Source organism: Citrobacter sp. wls757 (assembly GCF_005280935.1).
Classification (GTDB): Bacteria; Pseudomonadota; Gammaproteobacteria; order Enterobacterales; family Enterobacteriaceae; genus Citrobacter; species Citrobacter portucalensis.
Genome location: NZ_SZWU01000014.1, coordinates 5,326 through 22,542 on the forward strand (window position 1 = coordinate 5,326; position 17,217 = coordinate 22,542).

Consider the following 17,217-nt stretch of genomic DNA (forward strand, 5'->3'; position numbering starts at 1 on the left):
TGCCGGATGGCGGCTTCGCCTAATCCGGCCTACACCGAATCAGGAGTTTTTCTTCTCGCGGCTATGCAGGCCACGTTTCTCCAGACCACGGTAAATCAGCTGCTGCTGAATAATGGTTACCAGGTTGCTGACGATATAGTACAGCACCAGACCTGACGGGAACCACAGGAAGAACACGGTGAAGATGACCGGCATAAAGGTCATGATCTTCTGCTGCATCGGGTCGGTTACAGTGGTCGGAGACATCTTCTGAATGAAGAACATCGTCACGCCCATCAGAATCGGCAGGATGTAGTACGGGTCCTGTGCAGACAGGTCATGGATCCACAGAGCGAATGGCGCATGACGCAGTTCAATGGAGCCCATCAGCATGTAGTACAACGCCAGGAAGATTGGCATCTGGATGATCAGCGGGAAGCAGCCGCCCAGTGGGTTAACCTTCTCAGCTTTGTACAGGGCCATCATTTCCTGGCTCTGACGCTGTTTGTCATCGCCCAGACGCTCACGCATAGCCTGAATCTTCGGCTGCAGCATACGCATCTTCGCCATGGAGGTGTACTGCGCTTTGGTCAGCGGGTACATGATGCCACGAACGATAAAGGTGATAACGATGATGGAGAAGCCCCAGTTACCCAGGAAGCTATGGATCCACTTCAGCAGTTTAAACAGCGGCTGAGAAATGAACCACAACCAGCCGTAATCCACGGTCAGATCCAGGTGCGGTGCAACGGCCGCCATTTTATCCTGAATTTCCGGGCCGACCCACAGGGTGCTGGTCATCGCGCCAGTCTGGCCTGGCTGTACCAGTACCGGCTGTGATTTATAGCCGATAGCGGCAATGCCGTTACCCAGGTTAGCGGTATAGAAGTTGTTGGTGCCGTCGTTACGCGGAACCCATGCCGTTGCGAAATACTGTTGCAGCATTGCGACCCAGCCGTCTTTAGCATTGACGTTCAGGTTTTCGTTTTCAGCAATGGTGTCGAATTTGTATTTCTCATACTTCTCATCCGGCGTGGAGTACGCCGCGCCACGGAAGGTGTGCAGCGCAAAGTTGCTGCTACCGGTGTCGCGATGAGATGGCAGATTGATGGATTGCTTCAGCTGACCAAAGGTGGAGATTTCCAGCGGTTTTTCGCCGGCGTTCTGCACGCTGTAGTTAACGTTGACAGCATATTCACCACGCTTAAGAACAAACGTTTTAGTGAATGTGTTACCCGCTGCGTCAGTATAGGTCATCGGGATCTGCAGTTCGTTCTGACCGTCAGCCAGTACAAACGCGTCTTTATCGACGTTGTACAGCGGACGTGGGCCGTTAGCCGGGTTATCCGGGCCGTCACGACCTGTCAGGCCACTCTGTGCCTGGTAGATGAACTGTGGCGTAGTTTCCAGTAACTGGAACGGTTCGGTAGAACCGAGTTCTTTCGGGTAAGCTGGCAGTGAAGCCTGTTCCACATCACCACCACGGGTGTTGATGGTCAGATCAAGCACGTCAGTTTTAACCGTAATCAGTTTCCCCTGGCCACTGGCCGGTACGCCCTGGTCTGCGGCGCTACCCGCTGCGGTGGTCGTTGTCTGCGTGGTCTGTTGGGCCTGAGGTTGCGGGTTTTTATCCTGCTCCCAGGCTTGCCAGATCATGAAAGACACGAACAGCAAAGCGATGACTAAAAGATTGCGTTGCGAATCCATCGTTAGTGTTCTCTGGTATCAAATGGTCCGGGCGGGACGGGATCGTCACCACCAGGGTGTAAAGGGTGGCATTTTAATACGCGTTTCACCGTCAACCAACTGCCTTTTATCACTCCAAACCTGCGCAATGCCTCAATTCCGTAGCTCGAACAGGTTGGAGTGAAACGGCAATGCGGCCCAAGCAGCGGACTGATCAGGCGTTGATAGACCCGAATGAGGGCTATCAGGACCCGCGAGCCAGGCGACAATGGCGACGCCATAATTTTTCCAACGCTTCCGAGAGAGCACGGTTATCGAGGTCAGCAACCCCTTTTTTCGCCACCACCACGAAATCCATTGCTGGAAGCTCGTGCTGACGTAAACGGAAGCTTTCACGCGTCAGACGTTTAATCCGATTGCGTTCATGCGCACGTTTAACATTTTTCTTGGCGACTGTAAGACCGATACGGGGATGCCCCAGCGAATTCAGGCGGCCGAGGATGGTGATTTGCGGCGTGCCAGCCCGTTGTGGCTGCTGGAAGACGAATGTGAAATGAGTGGGAGTTAACAAACGTAACTCCCTGGGAAATGCGAGCTTAACCACTCAGGGGCTAGCTTTTATTACTTAGAAACGGTCAGACGAGAACGGCCTTTAGCACGACGACGTGCCAGAACCTGACGACCATTTTTATTAGCCATACGAGCACGGAAGCCGTGAGAACGGTTGCGCTTCAGTACAGACGGTTGAAAAGTGCGTTTCATGGCGATTTCTACCTAAACTTGAATAAATTCACTGACTTTTGCGTATACCCGAACGAATTTCGAACGACTTACGCCACAGTGTGGGTGATTAAAGAGGCCGGATTGTAATAATTGTACACTCCGGAGTCAATTCTCTTTCCTTATTTCCCGCTTTTTTCCGCATGGTTTCGCGTAAAAAACAGGCAGCGTTGACGCCGTAAGGCGACCGTTACTCGCTGGGGGTAAGAATTATACGGGCTGGTGGATAAAGCGCAAGGATCGCACGGGATCTTTATTAGATCGTTTAAGCAGTAAAGCATCTTTACTCATTAATTTTTTCAATATGCGCGCTAAAACCTGCAGCACTTCTCCAGGATCGTTTACACTTAGCCGATTCTGGATCATCCTGTGGATAAATCGGGAAGAATCTGTGAGAAACAGAAGATCTCTTTCTCAGTTTACGCTATGATCCGCGGTCCTGATCGTTTCAATGGATCCTGATCGGGTAAAAATTGCAGATAGCAATTCGCACGTCACCCTTTGCATAGGGTCTTGTCGATGTGCGTCAACAATCATGAATGTTTCAGCCTTTGTCATTTATCGACTTTTGTTCGAGTGGAGTCCGCCGTGTCACTTTCGCTTTGGCAGCAGTGTCTTGCCCGATTGCAGGATGAGTTACCAGCCACAGAGTTCAGTATGTGGATACGCCCGTTGCAGGCGGAACTGAGCGATAACACGCTGGCTTTGTATGCGCCAAACCGTTTCGTGCTCGATTGGGTAAGGGATAAATACCTTAATAATATTAATGGATTACTCAATAATTTCTGTGGAGCGGATGCCCCACAGCTGCGCTTTGAAGTCGGCACTAAACCCGTCACGCAAACGCTGAAAACGCCGGTCAACAACGTTGTTGCGCCCGCCCACGTGGCTCAGCAAGTGCAACCACAACGTGCTGCTCCGGCGGCTCGTCCAGGCTGGGATAACGTCCCGGCTCCGGCAGAACCTACCTATCGTTCTAACGTCAACGTCAAACACACGTTTGATAACTTCGTTGAAGGTAAATCTAACCAACTGGCGCGCGCGGCGGCACGTCAGGTGGCGGACAATCCTGGCGGCGCCTACAATCCGTTATTCCTTTATGGCGGTACGGGTCTGGGTAAAACCCACCTGTTGCACGCTGTCGGTAACGGCATTATGGCGCGTAAGCCAAACGCCAAAGTGGTGTATATGCACTCCGAGCGTTTTGTGCAGGACATGGTCAAAGCCCTGCAAAACAACGCGATCGAAGAGTTTAAACGCTACTACCGTTCCGTTGACGCGCTGCTGATTGACGATATCCAATTCTTCGCGAATAAAGAGCGATCGCAGGAAGAGTTTTTCCACACCTTTAACGCCCTGCTGGAAGGCAATCAGCAGATCATCCTGACCTCGGATCGCTATCCGAAGGAGATCAACGGCGTTGAAGATCGTCTGAAATCCCGCTTTGGCTGGGGACTGACTGTCGCGATCGAACCGCCTGAACTGGAAACGCGTGTTGCGATCCTGATGAAAAAAGCCGACGAAAACGACATTCGTCTGCCGGGTGAAGTAGCGTTCTTTATTGCCAAGCGTCTACGCTCTAACGTACGTGAGCTGGAAGGCGCACTGAACCGCGTGATCGCCAACGCCAATTTTACCGGCCGGGCGATTACTATCGATTTCGTGCGCGAAGCGCTGCGCGATCTGCTGGCTTTGCAGGAAAAGCTGGTCACCATCGACAATATCCAGAAGACGGTGGCGGAGTATTACAAAATCAAAATTGCGGATCTGCTTTCTAAGCGTCGATCTCGCTCGGTAGCTCGCCCGCGCCAGATGGCGATGGCGCTGGCAAAAGAGCTCACTAACCACAGTCTGCCGGAAATTGGCGACGCGTTTGGTGGGCGTGACCATACTACCGTGCTTCATGCCTGCCGCAAGATTGAGCAGTTGCGTGAAGAAAGCCATGATATTAAAGAAGATTTCTCCAATTTAATCAGAACATTATCTTCGTGACGCTATGAAATTTACCGTTGAACGTGAACATTTATTAAAACCGCTTCAGCAGGTCAGCGGCCCGCTGGGTGGACGTCCTACACTGCCTATTCTCGGAAACCTGCTGCTGCAGGTTGCTGACGGCACGCTTTCGCTGACCGGTACCGATCTCGAAATGGAGATGGTGGCGCGCGTGGCGCTGATCCAGCCTCATGAACCTGGCGCGACCACCGTTCCGGCGCGTAAATTCTTCGATATTTGCCGTGGATTGCCGGAAGGCGCGGAAATTGCCGTTCAACTGGAAGGCGACCGTATGCTGGTGCGTTCTGGCCGCAGCCGTTTCTCGCTGTCTACGCTGCCTGCAGCCGACTTCCCGAATCTGGACGACTGGCAGAGCGAAGTCGAATTCACCCTGCCGCAGGCGACGATGAAGCGCCTGATTGAAGCCACGCAGTTTTCGATGGCGCATCAGGACGTACGTTACTACTTAAACGGCATGCTGTTTGAAACCGAAGGGGAAGAGCTGCGTACCGTGGCGACCGACGGTCACCGCCTGGCGGTTTGTTCAATGCCTGTTGGTCAGCCGTTGCCAAGCCATTCGGTGATCGTACCGCGTAAAGGCGTGATTGAACTGATGCGTATGCTCGACGGCGGCGATAACCCGCTGCGTGTGCAGATTGGCAGCAACAACATTCGTGCACACGTTGGTGACTTCATCTTCACCTCTAAGCTGGTTGATGGCCGTTTCCCGGATTATCGCCGCGTATTGCCGAAGAATCCGGACAAACATCTGGAAGCCGGTTGCGATATCCTCAAACAGGCGTTTGCGCGTGCGGCGATCCTGTCGAACGAGAAATTCCGCGGCGTGCGTCTGTATGTCAGCGAAAACCAGCTCAAAATCACCGCCAACAACCCGGAGCAGGAAGAAGCAGAAGAAATTCTGGATGTCTCCTATCCTGGTACAGAACTGGAAATCGGCTTTAACGTGAGCTACGTACTGGACGTTCTGAACGCGCTGAAGTGCGAGAACGTGCGTATTCTGCTGACCGATTCCGTATCGAGCGTACAGATTGAAGATGCCGCCAGCCAAAGCGCGGCCTATGTTGTCATGCCTATGCGCTTGTAAAGAATATCGGGCTATCTTACTTGTTATTCTGGCTCCGGGCAGTGCTCGCAATCCTCACGTACTTCAGTATGCTCCGGTTGCTGTGCGCTGGCCGTAACCAGACTAACTGCGACGATAACGCCCTGGTTATGAGTTGATATGTCGCTATCCCGACTGCTAATTAAAGATTTCCGCAATATTGAAAATGCGGATCTCGCTTTATCCCCCGGCTTTAACTTCCTGGTTGGCGCGAACGGCAGCGGCAAAACCAGCGTACTGGAAGCTATCTATACGCTCGGCCACGGTCGGGCGTTTCGCAGTTTGCAGATTGGCCGCGTGATTCGCCACGAGCAGGAGTCGTTTGTTTTACACGGGCGTTTGCAGGGTGAAGAACGTGAAACGTCGATTGGCCTGACGAAAGACAAACTGGGCGACAGTAAAGTGCGCATTGATGGCACTGACGGGCACAAGGTCGCTGAACTGGCACACCTGATGCCGATGCAGCTGATCACGCCTGAGGGGTTTACTTTACTCAACGGCGGCCCCAAATACAGAAGAGCATTTCTTGACTGGGGATGCTTTCACAATGAAGCCGGATTTTTCACCGCCTGGAGCAACCTGAAGCGACTGCTCAAGCAGCGCAATGCAGCGCTGCGCCAGGTGAGTCGTTATGAGCAACTGCGCCCGTGGGATAAAGAACTGATCCCACTGGCGGAACAAATCAGCACCTGGCGCGCGGAGTACAGCGCCGGTATCGCGCAGGATATGGCGGATACCTGCCAGCAGTTTCTTCCCGAGTTTTCGCTCTCCTTCTCATTCCAGCGCGGCTGGGAGAAAGAGACTGATTATGCCGAAGTGCTGGAACGCAGTTTTGAACGCGATCGCATGTTGACCTACACTGCGCACGGCCCGCATAAGGCGGATTTCCGCATTCGCGCCGACGGTGCGCCGGTGGAAGATACGTTGTCGCGTGGGCAGCTAAAGCTGCTGATGTGCGCCTTACGTCTGGCGCAAGGGGAGTTCCTGACCCGTGAAAGCGGGCGGCGCTGCCTGTACCTGATAGATGATTTTGCCTCTGAACTGGATGACGCGCGTCGCGGACTGCTGGCCAGCCGCTTAAAAGCCACGCAATCTCAGGTCTTTGTCAGCGCAATCAGCGCTGAACACGTTATAGACATGTCCGATGAAAATTCGAAGATGTTTACCGTGGAAAAGGGTAAAATAACGGATTAACCCAAGATAAAATGAGCGAGAAACGTTGATGTCGAATTCTTATGACTCCTCCAGTATCAAAGTCCTGAAAGGACTGGATGCGGTGCGTAAGCGCCCGGGTATGTATATCGGCGACACGGATGACGGCACCGGTCTGCACCACATGGTATTCGAGGTGGTAGATAACGCTATCGACGAAGCGCTCGCGGGTCACTGTAAAGATATCGTGGTAACGATTCACGCTGACAACTCCGTGTCCGTTACCGATGATGGCCGTGGTATCCCAACCGGTATTCACCCGGAAGAGGGCGTTTCGGCAGCGGAAGTTATCATGACCGTTTTGCACGCAGGCGGTAAATTCGATGATAACTCCTATAAAGTTTCCGGCGGTCTGCACGGCGTGGGTGTTTCCGTCGTCAACGCCCTGTCACAGAAGCTGGAACTGGTGATTCGTCGTGAAGGCAAAGTGCATCAGCAAACTTACGTGCACGGTGTGCCGCAGGCGCCGCTGGCAGTAACCGGCGAAACAGAATTGACCGGGACTCAGGTCCGTTTCTGGCCAAGCCACGAAACCTTTACCAATGTTGTTGAATTTGAATACGACATTCTGGCGAAACGTCTGCGTGAGCTGTCATTCCTGAACTCCGGCGTCTCTATTCGTCTGCGCGACAAGCGTGACGGCAAAGAAGACCATTTCCACTACGAAGGTGGCATCAAGGCGTTTGTTGAATATCTCAACAAAAACAAAACGCCGATCCACCCGAATATCTTCTACTTCTCCACCGAAAAAGACGGTATCGGCGTTGAAGTTGCGCTGCAGTGGAACGATGGTTTCCAGGAAAACATCTACTGCTTCACCAACAACATTCCACAGCGTGACGGCGGTACTCACCTTGCAGGCTTCCGTGCGGCGATGACCCGTACCCTGAACGCCTACATGGACAAAGAAGGCTACAGCAAAAAAGCGAAAGTCAGCGCTACCGGTGACGATGCCCGTGAAGGCCTGATTGCCGTTGTTTCCGTGAAAGTACCGGATCCGAAGTTCTCCTCACAGACCAAAGACAAGCTGGTCTCCTCTGAGGTGAAATCGGCGGTAGAACAGCAGATGAACGAACTGCTGAGCGAATATCTGCTGGAAAACCCGTCTGACGCGAAAATCGTTGTCGGCAAAATTATTGATGCTGCACGTGCTCGTGAAGCTGCACGTCGTGCGCGTGAAATGACCCGTCGTAAAGGCGCGCTCGACTTAGCCGGTCTGCCGGGCAAGCTGGCGGATTGTCAGGAACGTGACCCGGCGCTGTCCGAACTGTACCTTGTGGAAGGGGACTCCGCGGGCGGTTCTGCGAAGCAGGGCCGTAACCGTAAAAACCAGGCGATTCTGCCGCTGAAGGGTAAAATCCTCAACGTCGAGAAAGCGCGCTTTGACAAGATGCTCTCCTCTCAGGAAGTTGCGACGCTGATCACCGCGCTCGGCTGTGGCATCGGTCGTGACGAGTACAACCCGGACAAACTGCGTTATCACAGCATCATCATCATGACCGATGCGGACGTCGATGGCTCGCACATTCGTACGCTGCTGTTGACCTTCTTCTATCGTCAAATGCCGGAAATCGTTGAACGCGGTCACGTTTACATTGCACAGCCACCGCTGTACAAAGTGAAAAAAGGCAAGCAGGAACAGTACATTAAAGATGACGAAGCGATGGATCAGTATCAGATCTCTATCGCTCTGGATGGCGCAACGCTGCACACCAACGCCAGCGCACCAGCCCTTTCAGGTGAGTCGTTAGAGAAACTGGTTTCAGAATACAACGCGACGCAGAAAATGATTGGCCGTATGGAACGTCGTTTCCCGAAAGCGCTGCTGAAAGAGCTGGTTTATCAACCGACGCTGCCAGAAGCTGATTTGGCTGATGAAGCGAAAGTTACGGCCTGGGTTTCCCAGTTGGTTAACGTGCTTAATGAAAACGAAATGCACGGCAGCACCTGGAATAGCTTCGTGCGTAAAGACGCTGAACTGAACCTGTTCGAACCGGTGATCCGGGTGCGTACCCACGGTGTCGATACTGACTATCCATTGGAACATGAATTTGTGACCGGTGGCGAGTACCATCGTATTTGTACGCTTGGTGAGAAGCTGCGTGGGCTGATCGAAGACGATGCGTTTATCGAACGTGGCGAGCGTCGCCAGCCGGTTGCCAGCTTTGAGCAGGCGCTGGAATGGCTGCAGAAAGAGTCTCGTCGTGGCCTCGCTATCCAGCGTTATAAAGGTCTGGGCGAGATGAACCCGGAACAGCTGTGGGAAACCACCATGGATCCGGAAAGCCGTCGTATGCTGCGCGTTACCGTGAAGGATGCGATTGCTGCCGACCAGCTGTTCACCACGCTGATGGGCGATGCCGTTGAACCGCGTCGCGCATTTATCGAAGAGAACGCCCTGAAAGCGGCGAACATCGATATTTAAGCCAATCTGTAGGCCGGATAAGGCGGTTTACGCCGCCATCCGGCAAGACGTTGTATTGTGCCTGATGGCGCGTTGCTTATCAGGCCTACAAACGACAACCAATCTACAAAAAGGGGAATCTCGATTCTCCTTTCTATCCCCCTTTTCGTAGCTGTTTTTTGAGCGGAATCGCGTTAGCATGAGGACGGACTCATTTAATCCGGGGAACTCATGGCTATCAAACTTATTGCTATCGACATGGATGGCACACTTCTGCTACCCGATCACACCATTTCACCAGCGGTCAAAACGGCGATTGCCGCGGCACGCGCGCGTGGCGTGAATGTGGTGCTGACCACGGGACGCCCGTATGCCGGCGTTCACAGCTATCTGAAAGAACTACATATGGAACAACCCGGTGACTACTGCATTACCTACAACGGTGCGCTGGTGCAGAAAGCAGGGGATGGCAGTACCGTGGCGCAAACCGCGCTGAGCTATGATGATTATCGTTACCTGGAGCAGCTCTCCCGGGAAGTCGGCTCGCATTTCCATGCCCTCGATCGCAATACGCTGTATACCGCGAACCGTGATATCAGCTACTACACGGTGCACGAATCGTTTGTCGCGACCATCCCGTTAGTGTTCTGTGAAGCCGAGAAAATGGATCCCGCAACCCAGTTCCTGAAAGTGATGATGATTGACGAGCCGGAGATCCTCGATAAAGCTATCTCTCGTCTACCTGCGGAAGTAAAAGAGAAGTATACCGTGCTGAAAAGTGCGCCGTATTTCCTCGAAATCCTCGATAAACGCGTCAATAAAGGGACGGGCGTAAAATCGCTGGCCGATGCGTTAGGCATTAAAGCCGAAGAGGTGATGGCGATTGGCGATCAGGAAAACGACATTGCGATGATTGAATATGCAGGCGTGGGCGTTGCCATGGATAACGCTATTCCGTCAGTCAAAGAAATCGCCAACTTCGTGACGAAATCTAACCTTGAAGATGGCGTCGCCTGGGCGATAGAGAAATACGTCCTTTCCTGATGCGTGTTATGCCTGGCCTCGGCTGGGCATTAACATTAAAATGTTATAAAACATATATTTATATTATCAGATGTGAAACCGCACATTAATACCTCCACATAGTACGTAACTTCTATACTCTCCTTTCTTCTTTTATATCTGGGCAATTCCTGCCTGCTACTAAACTTTCTTATGACAAACACAAGCATCCGCGTGGTGTTGATAACGTCTTCCTGTCTGGTTTTTCATGCCAGTGCCGCGACGGATTCCAGCTCAACTATTACACCTCTCTTTGGCTATCAGGATGACGGTCTGTCTGCGCCAGTACCGGAAAAAACGACGGTTAAACCTGCCGAAAACCACACCATTTTGCCCTTTTTAGGCGATGAAGCGCGTAAGCGCGGATATGAACTACCGGCACCGTTTGGCGTGAATATTAACTACATGAATATCCGACAAAATATTAATGTAGATAGTATTAACTTCAACGGTCTTTCCCTCGGTGGCCGCTCACTGGATAACGCGTTTAAAATTAGCGTCGGTAATACGCGCGAAAGCAGTAAAACCGAAACGCTGAAGCTGGATGCCTGGCTGCTGCCGTTTATGAACGTCTATGGCCTGATTGGCTATACCGATGGCCACTCCGTTTCGCAAATAGGCGTCGGGATAAAAGGCCCCCTTAAAGACCGCACACCAAGCAGTTTGCAGAATCTGGCGTTTCAGCTCGACTTTAAAGGCACCACCTACGGCGTAGGGACGACGCTGGTTGGCGGTGTAGGCAACTGGTTTACTGCTTTTGATGCCAACTACACCCAGACGCGGTTCGATATTCTGGATGGGAGTATTGACGCCTTAACCCTTTCTCCGCGCATCGGTTATCGCTTTACCACCCCCAGTGTGGATGCGCTGCACCTGCCATCCGGAAAGTTGAATCTATGGGTTGGCAGTATGTACCAGGACGTGCAGCAAGAATTTAGCGGTAGCCTTAACGACCTCACCATGCCGTCTGAAACGCTGCAAAGACTCGTTGATATTGCCAACAAAGACGGTAATGGTCGCTTTGACGTTAAACAGCATCTGCAATCCCCCTGGAACGTGCTGGTGGGCGCACAGTATGAAATTACCCGGAACTTCAACGTCACGACCGAAATCGGCTTTGCTGAACGTAACAGTTTCTTCATGGCGGGAGAGTATCGCTTTTGAGCCGTCTTACCCTCTTCCTGCTGTTCAACATGCTCTCCTGTACAGTGCGGGCAGCGTTGCCAAGCCGAGGCGAAGTTGACGGTTGGCTAAATAAGTTGGGTGCCAGTGATAGCTTTGACGCCAGCAAAGGCATTGACTGGGGAGTAATGCCGGGACCGTTTTATACCCCGGAGCTGGGGTTAGGGATCGGTACAGCGGTGGTGGGGATGTATCGCCCTGACCCGAATGATACGGTAAGCCAAAACTCGACGCTGACGCTCAGCGGCTATTTTAGCTCAACTGGCGCATTCGGTATCACGATGCAAAATTACGCATTTTTTGCCGACGATCGGTGGCGATTTTTTCTCAATGGCGCATTAACGGATACTCCAACCTATTACTGGGGGCAAGGTTTTAGCGCTGGGGATAAAGATAACCAAAAACAGCAATACACCGCTCAGGTTCTGGAGTTGCGCCCAACGTTGTATCGCCAGTTGGCACCCAATGTTTATCTGGGGCTTGGCTGGTCGCTGAACGCCCAGCACGCTACCCAAATGGACGATAACGATCCGCCCAACATTGAGCATACCGGGCAGGGGGCGTCGGTTCTCAGCTCCGGAAGTAGTGTCGAACTCAGCTGGGACGATCGTGATTTCGTTCCCAACCCGCGTAAAGGACAGTATGCCGATGTGCGCTATACCCGATTCACACCAGAGGTGGGAAGCGATACGCGATTTGATGAATATCAACTGCACTACAGCCGCTATCACTCGCTGGACGAGAACAATGTGCTTGCCTGGGAGATGGACGGCGCGTTTACCCAGGGCGATGTGCCGTGGAGCATGATGCCGCTGCTTGGCAGCAATCAGCGTATGCGCGGTTATTACGAAGGGCGCTACCGGGATAAAAACGCCGTCAGCGGGCAACTGGAGTATCGGCGGAAACTTGACTGGCGGCATGGTGTGGTTGGTTGGCTCGGTGCGGGCACGATGGGACCCTCTTTTCATGCGCTGGACGATGGACGCTGGTTACCGTCCGCCGGTGTGGGCTACCGCTTTGAATTTAAGCCCCGGGTGAATGTGCGTCTTGATTATGGGATTGGCAAAGGGAGCAGCGGTTTTTATTTTCAGGTTGGAGAGGCATTTTGATCAATAAGGTGGTGTTAATAGCGCTCTTATGGCTGGCAACGGCGATAGCCCGTGCGGCAATACCTGTAACTTTGCAGCTCGTTTCTACAGAGGATAAGGCCCAGGGTACTGCCTGGCCGGTAGTTTCGCCCCTCCCTGCACCTCAGGGATTACGTCCGTGCTGCGCGTTTGGCTACGACCTGCACGCACAGGTACTGCATATGCCGGTGCCATTTTATGAACTTGATAATGTTGTCACGATCGATAGCATCGGCGAGCACCGCTATAACGATAGCCTACTGTTAGGGCTAGCGAATCTGGCAGGGATCGGGCATGAGAATAACGGCATAGTGTATACCGCTCGCGGTGGCTTCATTGATACCGCACATGTCCGTGATACCGCAGACATGACGGCCTGGCTCTTTAGCCATCTTCTTCCACGGCTTGGTCAATCATTTACGCTGCGTCTGGATGATGAGCTTGCGCAACGGCATGTCGTATTTAACGCTTTCACACCCCCCACAGAGCCTGCTGATCGTTACGCGCTGGCGGCATGGATGGCCGCGCATCTGGCGTTTCAGCTCGCTGCCTGGCATGAAATTGCGCAATGGTATGGTTTTGAGTCCGTCCCTGGATTTTCGGAGGAGGTTTCTGCATTTTCCCCGGAAGATCTCTACTCAAATTTGTTGGGTGCCAGAATTGCGGTATCGCTGATCCTCAATGGGCAACTGGCAACAACGGAAATGTACGATGCGGCGATGAACAACGCGCTGCGCCAGGCGTTGATGCAATTGGGGGCAAAACCGGAAAAAATCACCCGCTTTCAGTTTGATATGCTGGATGGCAAATGGTGGAACAGCCAGCGTCGGGTACCAGAGAAATATTTGGTTCTGCACAGAAACTATGATGTGAGTGACTCGCGTTTACCGACGCCGGTACCGGGTGAACAAGCCTCGCCATTGAGACTGATGTTGCCACATCACTGGCGACAATATTCCCTTGATGCGTTGGCACAACTCGAACTTTGGCCTGGCCATACAATGGAGCGGCTGCCTACGCCAGGTTCCTGGTACACCGTCGCCAACTTTCCCGCGCTGGCTACGGTGGCACAAGGCCGTGACAGTGAGGTGAACTCAGTCCCTTAAAAAATGCGCCATAATGTCATAGCCATACTACGCGATTTCTCACGCTTTGCTTTCGCTGGCGGGTGACTTTCAGATTTTGCCAAGGGAATATGCGCAACGCCGCTGCGCATAATCCATTTACGGGAAAATGCCGACGTCAGGGCCCGGCTTTTCAGGATTTTGCCATACAGTTTGAGACGTAACTTGTGGGTGGCTTTACGGTAAGCGTGATTCATATCTGGCGTATCCCGCAGCAGTACCGATTTGAGGATCTCCGCGCTGTCCAGCGCATAGCTAATCCCTTCCAGCGAGCTGGCGCTGATAAAACCGGCCGCTTCACCAATCAAAAATGCGTTGTCCTCGCCGCAGACGAAGTCTTTCCAGCGTGAGGGGAATAGCACCGTACATTTTTCACTTTTCACCGGTTTGCCGAACTGGAAATGGAACGCTTCTAGCTTCTCTTTCAGCGCGTCAAAGCGTACCTGTCCGTCCTTCATGGGGTAGGCGCCACCAAAGATAAAATAGCCATCTTTGCTGATACTCCAGGAATAACAGTCAGTTGCATCGTTATCAAAAATACAGGAATAGAACGGTACGGGATGCTTTTCCGCAAACCATTGTTGAATAGCGACATATTTACGGATTTGGTGCTGTGGATAGAGATGACGGCGCACCAGTGAGTTCGCACCGTCTGCCCCCACCAGATAACGTGCAGTTATCTGCTGCTCCCAACCGTCGGCGCGGAAGATAACATGCCATTTATCGCCCTCGCGCCAGATTTTCCGACACAGGCTGTCGTGATACACCTGCACATCATCAGGGATGAGAGATTTAAGCCATAAATCAAAAGCATGGCGGTTGATATTAATGTAGCTGCGCTGGTAGTTACGCGTCAAAGAAGCGGCAACATCAACCGTTTTAACGCTAAAAATCTGCGGGTTGGCGATGACATCAACGGGTAAGGTTATCCCGTCGCGGATAAACGAACGCTGGGCGTCCGGGGCCAGCAGACCGCCGCAGGGTTTAGTGAAACCTTCGTTGCCGCACTGGCGTTTTTTATCCAACGCAATCACGCGCATTTTTCCGCTCAACTGTCGCGCCAGCGCTGCGCCTGCCGGACCTAAACCGATAATCGCTACGTCAAAATGTTCCATCTTTCTGTCCGCAAAAATGAAGATGGCGATACGCTAAAGCCTGAAAGTGAAGTGCTTGTGAAGTATGATTGTTTTAATCGTCTTGTATCAGGGCATCTCATGAAGCAAATCACCTTTACGCCGCGTAATCATCAGCTTACCAATATCAACACCTGGACATCGGACAGCCAGTGGCTGGTCTTTGATGTGCGCCCTTCCGGCGCTTCCTTTACCGGTGAAACAATTGAGCGCGTCAATATCCATACTGGCGAGCTGGAGGTGATTTACCGGGCTACTCAGGGATCGCACGTTGGCGTGGTGACCGTTCATCCAAAGTTGGAAAAATATATATTCATTCACGGGCCTGAAAATCCTGATGAAACATGGCATTACGACTTCCATCATCGTCGTGGGGTGATTGTTACGCAGGCTGGGGTGGAGAATCTGGATGCAATGGATATTACCGCGCCGTACACGCCAGGCGCGCTGCGCGGCGGGAGTCATGTGCATGTCTTTAGCCCGAACGGTGAGTTTGTCAGTTTCACCTATAACGACCATGTTCTGCATGAGCGCTCTCCGGCGCTCGATTTACGCAACGTCGGTGTGGCCGCACCGTATGGCCCGGTGAAGGTCTCCGCGCAGCATCCGCGTGAATACAGTGGCAGCCATTGGTGCGTGCTGGTGAGCCAGACGACACCAACGCCAAAACCGGGTAGCGATGAGATTAACCGCGCCTATGAAGAGGGCTGGGTTGGAGAAAACAGGCTGGCGTTTATCGGTGATACGCTATCAGCCACTGGCGAGAAAGTACCGGAGCTGTTTATTGTTGATTTGCCACAGGATGAAAGTGGCTGGAAACAGCCGGGGGACGCGCCTCTGGAGGGGACTGACATGACCATGCCTGCGCCACCATCCGGTATTCGCCAACGCCGTCTGACGTTTACCCATGAGCGCGCCTTCCCGGGGCTGGTGAATCAGCCTCGCCACTGGGTACGCAGTAATCCAAAGGCATCAGAGATTGCGTTTTTAATGCGTGATGACAACGGTATTGTACAGCTATGGCTGATTTCTCCACAGGGTGGATCGCTGCGTCAGCTTACCCAGTGCGCTACGAATATTCAGTCAGCCTTTAACTGGCACCCATCGGGGAAATGGCTGGGATTTGTACTGGAGAACAGAATTGCCTGTTGTGATGTTCAAACGGGCGAGATTGATTTTTTAACGGAACGTCATGATAACCCGCCGTCGGCCGATGCGATCGTCTTCTCCCCTGATGGTCGACAGGTTGCGTGGATGGAAGACGTCGAGGGTTTCCGCCAGCTGTGGGTGACTGAAACCGGGCGTTAATTTATGGAGCAGACATTTCTGCCGGGGGAATAACGGCGTTCGTGGCCTGGGTTCTCTCCTCGCTCTTTTCTACGCGGGATCTCACCGAGTTATCTTTGCGAAAGAGATCCCAAGGTAGCAATACCGTATCGAGCACCGCGGTAAAAGGCATATCCAGAATCGCCAGCGACTTGGTTCCCCAGTTTGTATCACTTTCGCTAATCATTGTGGCACTGGCTCGCGTGCCAGGATACGTCCCTTCTTTACCACCTGTATGCGACATGATGCTGGAACAACCGCTTACAAACGCCATCCCACTACACATCGTCAGTGTTACCAACATTTTTTTAATCATCATTTATTCATCTGTATTTATCGTGTTTGCATGGTGAGTTAAAGCGATCCGTTGCGAAAATAACATCACCATTTCGTCGCACTGTGGCGGCCATCGCGATTTAACGAGAACAACTGCTCCCCCCAGTGTATGCAATAGACAACAAACTGCAAAAAAAGTCAGATGAATACGCTTGAAAAGTTTGTATTAAGACCCATTTTTAGAGTGTAGACAAATGAAGGGCATGCCTGATGGGTGTCCTGGCTACCTGACCTGTCCATGATGGAAGGTCAATTATTCTCGCTGATTTCAGGAGCTATTGATTATGCGTAACTTTGATTTATCCCCGCTGTACCGTTCTGCTATTGGTTTTGACCGTCTGTTTAACCTGCTGGAAAACAATCAGGGCCAGAGCAATGGCGGCTACCCTCCGTACAACGTTGAGCTGGTAGACGAAAACCATTACCGCATTGCAATTGCTGTTGCCGGTTTTGCTGAAAGCGAACTGGAAATTACTGCCCAGGACAATCTGCTGGTGGTAAAAGGCGCCCATGCGGACGATCAAAAAGAACGTACTTACCTGTATCAGGGTATTGCCGAGCGCAACTTTGAACGCAAGTTCCAGTTAGCGGAGAACATTCATGTTCGCGGCGCAAACCTGGTAAATGGTCTGCTGTATATCGATCTTGAGCGCGTGATTCCTGAAGCGAACAAACCGCGCCGCATCGAAATCAACTAATTCTGTAGGCCGCTTCAGGCGGCCTTGCTAAGTCATCGGCTTGCCGTCAGGGA

16 protein-coding genes and 1 other annotated feature are annotated in these 17,217 nt (G+C 52.4%); of the genes, 10 read left to right on the forward strand and 6 right to left on the reverse strand.

Features of this window, described 5'->3' with window-relative positions; all coding sequences use genetic code 11:
* Positions 1–39: 39 nt before the first annotated feature.
* From yidC to rpmH, 4 genes are read right to left on the reverse strand one after another with little or no spacing between them, the layout of a single operon-like run.
* Positions 40–1,686 carry a membrane protein insertase YidC gene (yidC, locus tag FDW94_RS01410; RefSeq protein WP_003827058.1) on the reverse strand — a complete coding sequence of 549 codons (1,647 nt, stop codon included), beginning with the start codon at positions 1,684–1,686 and terminating at the stop codon, positions 40–42.
* Positions 1,687–1,688: 2 nt separating this feature from the next.
* Positions 1,689–1,946 carry a membrane protein insertion efficiency factor YidD gene (gene yidD, locus FDW94_RS01415; protein WP_003023846.1) on the reverse strand — a complete coding sequence of 86 codons (258 nt, stop codon included), beginning with the start codon at positions 1,944–1,946 and terminating at the stop codon, positions 1,689–1,691.
* On the reverse strand, positions 1,910–2,269 hold the full coding sequence (gene rnpA, locus FDW94_RS01420) for a ribonuclease P protein component (protein WP_003844432.1): 360 nt from the start codon (positions 2,267–2,269) through the stop codon (positions 1,910–1,912). Before rnpA ends, yidD begins: the two co-directional genes overlap by 37 nt.
* A 17-nt stretch (positions 2,270–2,286) precedes the next feature.
* A complete protein-coding gene (rpmH, locus tag FDW94_RS01425; protein ID WP_003023858.1) occupies positions 2,287–2,427 on the reverse strand; it encodes a 50S ribosomal protein L34 in 141 nt (46 codons plus the stop codon).
* Between the two features lie 606 nt (positions 2,428–3,033).
* Here rpmH and dnaA point away from each other — a divergent pair.
* The 8 genes from dnaA (at position 3,034) to FDW94_RS01465 (ending at position 13,653) form a co-directional block, all read left to right on the forward strand.
* Positions 3,034–4,437 (forward strand): chromosomal replication initiator protein DnaA, encoded by a 1,404-nt coding sequence (gene dnaA, locus FDW94_RS01430; RefSeq protein WP_003827078.1) that lies wholly within the window; start codon positions 3,034–3,036, stop codon positions 4,435–4,437.
* 4 nt (positions 4,438–4,441) lie between these two features.
* Positions 4,442–5,542, forward strand: coding sequence for a DNA polymerase III subunit beta (gene dnaN / locus FDW94_RS01435; protein ID WP_003023863.1), 1,101 nt, complete (start codon positions 4,442–4,444; stop codon positions 5,540–5,542).
* A 138-nt stretch (positions 5,543–5,680) separates the two neighbouring features.
* Positions 5,681–6,754, forward strand: coding sequence for a DNA replication/repair protein RecF (gene recF / locus FDW94_RS01440; RefSeq protein WP_003844434.1), 1,074 nt, complete (start codon positions 5,681–5,683; stop codon positions 6,752–6,754).
* A gap of 28 nt (positions 6,755–6,782) precedes the next feature.
* The gene (gene gyrB / locus FDW94_RS01445; protein WP_008786542.1) at positions 6,783–9,197 is read left to right on the forward strand and encodes a DNA topoisomerase (ATP-hydrolyzing) subunit B; all 2,415 of its coding nucleotides are present in this window, start codon (positions 6,783–6,785) and stop codon (positions 9,195–9,197) included.
* A 210-nt stretch (positions 9,198–9,407) separates the two neighbouring features.
* Positions 9,408–10,220 carry a sugar-phosphatase gene (gene yidA, locus FDW94_RS01450; protein ID WP_008786541.1) on the forward strand — a complete coding sequence of 271 codons (813 nt, stop codon included), beginning with the start codon at positions 9,408–9,410 and terminating at the stop codon, positions 10,218–10,220.
* A gap of 171 nt (positions 10,221–10,391) precedes the next feature.
* On the forward strand, positions 10,392–11,402 hold the full coding sequence (locus tag FDW94_RS01455; protein ID WP_233097539.1) for a hypothetical protein: 1,011 nt from the start codon (positions 10,392–10,394) through the stop codon (positions 11,400–11,402).
* A 29-nt stretch (positions 11,403–11,431) separates the two neighbouring features.
* Entirely contained in the window at positions 11,432–12,529 is a 1,098-nt protein-coding gene (locus FDW94_RS01460) for a BamA/TamA family outer membrane protein (protein WP_108912453.1), read from the forward strand.
* On the forward strand, positions 12,526–13,653 hold the full coding sequence (locus tag FDW94_RS01465) for a DUF4056 domain-containing protein (RefSeq protein ID WP_137377017.1): 1,128 nt from the start codon (positions 12,526–12,528) through the stop codon (positions 13,651–13,653). The genes FDW94_RS01460 and FDW94_RS01465 overlap by 4 nt, the downstream gene beginning before the upstream one ends.
* On the opposite strand, the gene cbrA is transcribed toward FDW94_RS01465, so the two are convergent.
* Complete coding sequence (cbrA, locus tag FDW94_RS01470; RefSeq protein ID WP_137377018.1) at positions 13,650–14,786, reverse strand: colicin M resistance lipid reductase CbrA; 1,137 nt, start codon at positions 14,784–14,786, stop codon at positions 13,650–13,652. The two genes, FDW94_RS01465 and cbrA, sit on opposite strands and share 4 nt — an antisense overlap.
* Positions 14,787–14,885: 99 nt before the next feature.
* On the opposite strand from cbrA, the gene FDW94_RS01475 reads away from it, so the two are divergent.
* Positions 14,886–16,112: a DUF3748 domain-containing protein gene (locus tag FDW94_RS01475; RefSeq protein ID WP_137377019.1), complete on the forward strand. Its 1,227-nt coding sequence runs from the start codon at positions 14,886–14,888 to the stop codon at positions 16,110–16,112.
* Position 16,113: 1 nt separating this feature from the next.
* Here FDW94_RS01475 and FDW94_RS01480 read toward each other — a convergent pair whose 3' ends face one another.
* Positions 16,114–16,446 carry a YceK/YidQ family lipoprotein gene (locus FDW94_RS01480; RefSeq protein ID WP_003023879.1) on the reverse strand — a complete coding sequence of 111 codons (333 nt, stop codon included), beginning with the start codon at positions 16,444–16,446 and terminating at the stop codon, positions 16,114–16,116.
* A gap of 238 nt (positions 16,447–16,684) precedes the next feature.
* Positions 16,685–16,757, forward strand: a sequence feature (ROSE (Repression Of Heat Shock gene Expression) occurs in the 5'-region of heat shock genes and acts as an RNA thermometer to modulate expression.).
* On the opposite strand from FDW94_RS01480, the gene ibpA reads away from it, so the two are divergent.
* Entirely contained in the window at positions 16,751–17,164 is a 414-nt protein-coding gene (gene ibpA, locus FDW94_RS01485) for a small heat shock chaperone IbpA (RefSeq protein ID WP_003023882.1), read from the forward strand. Its footprint overlaps the feature before it by 7 nt.
* Positions 17,165–17,217 lie beyond the last annotated feature (53 nt).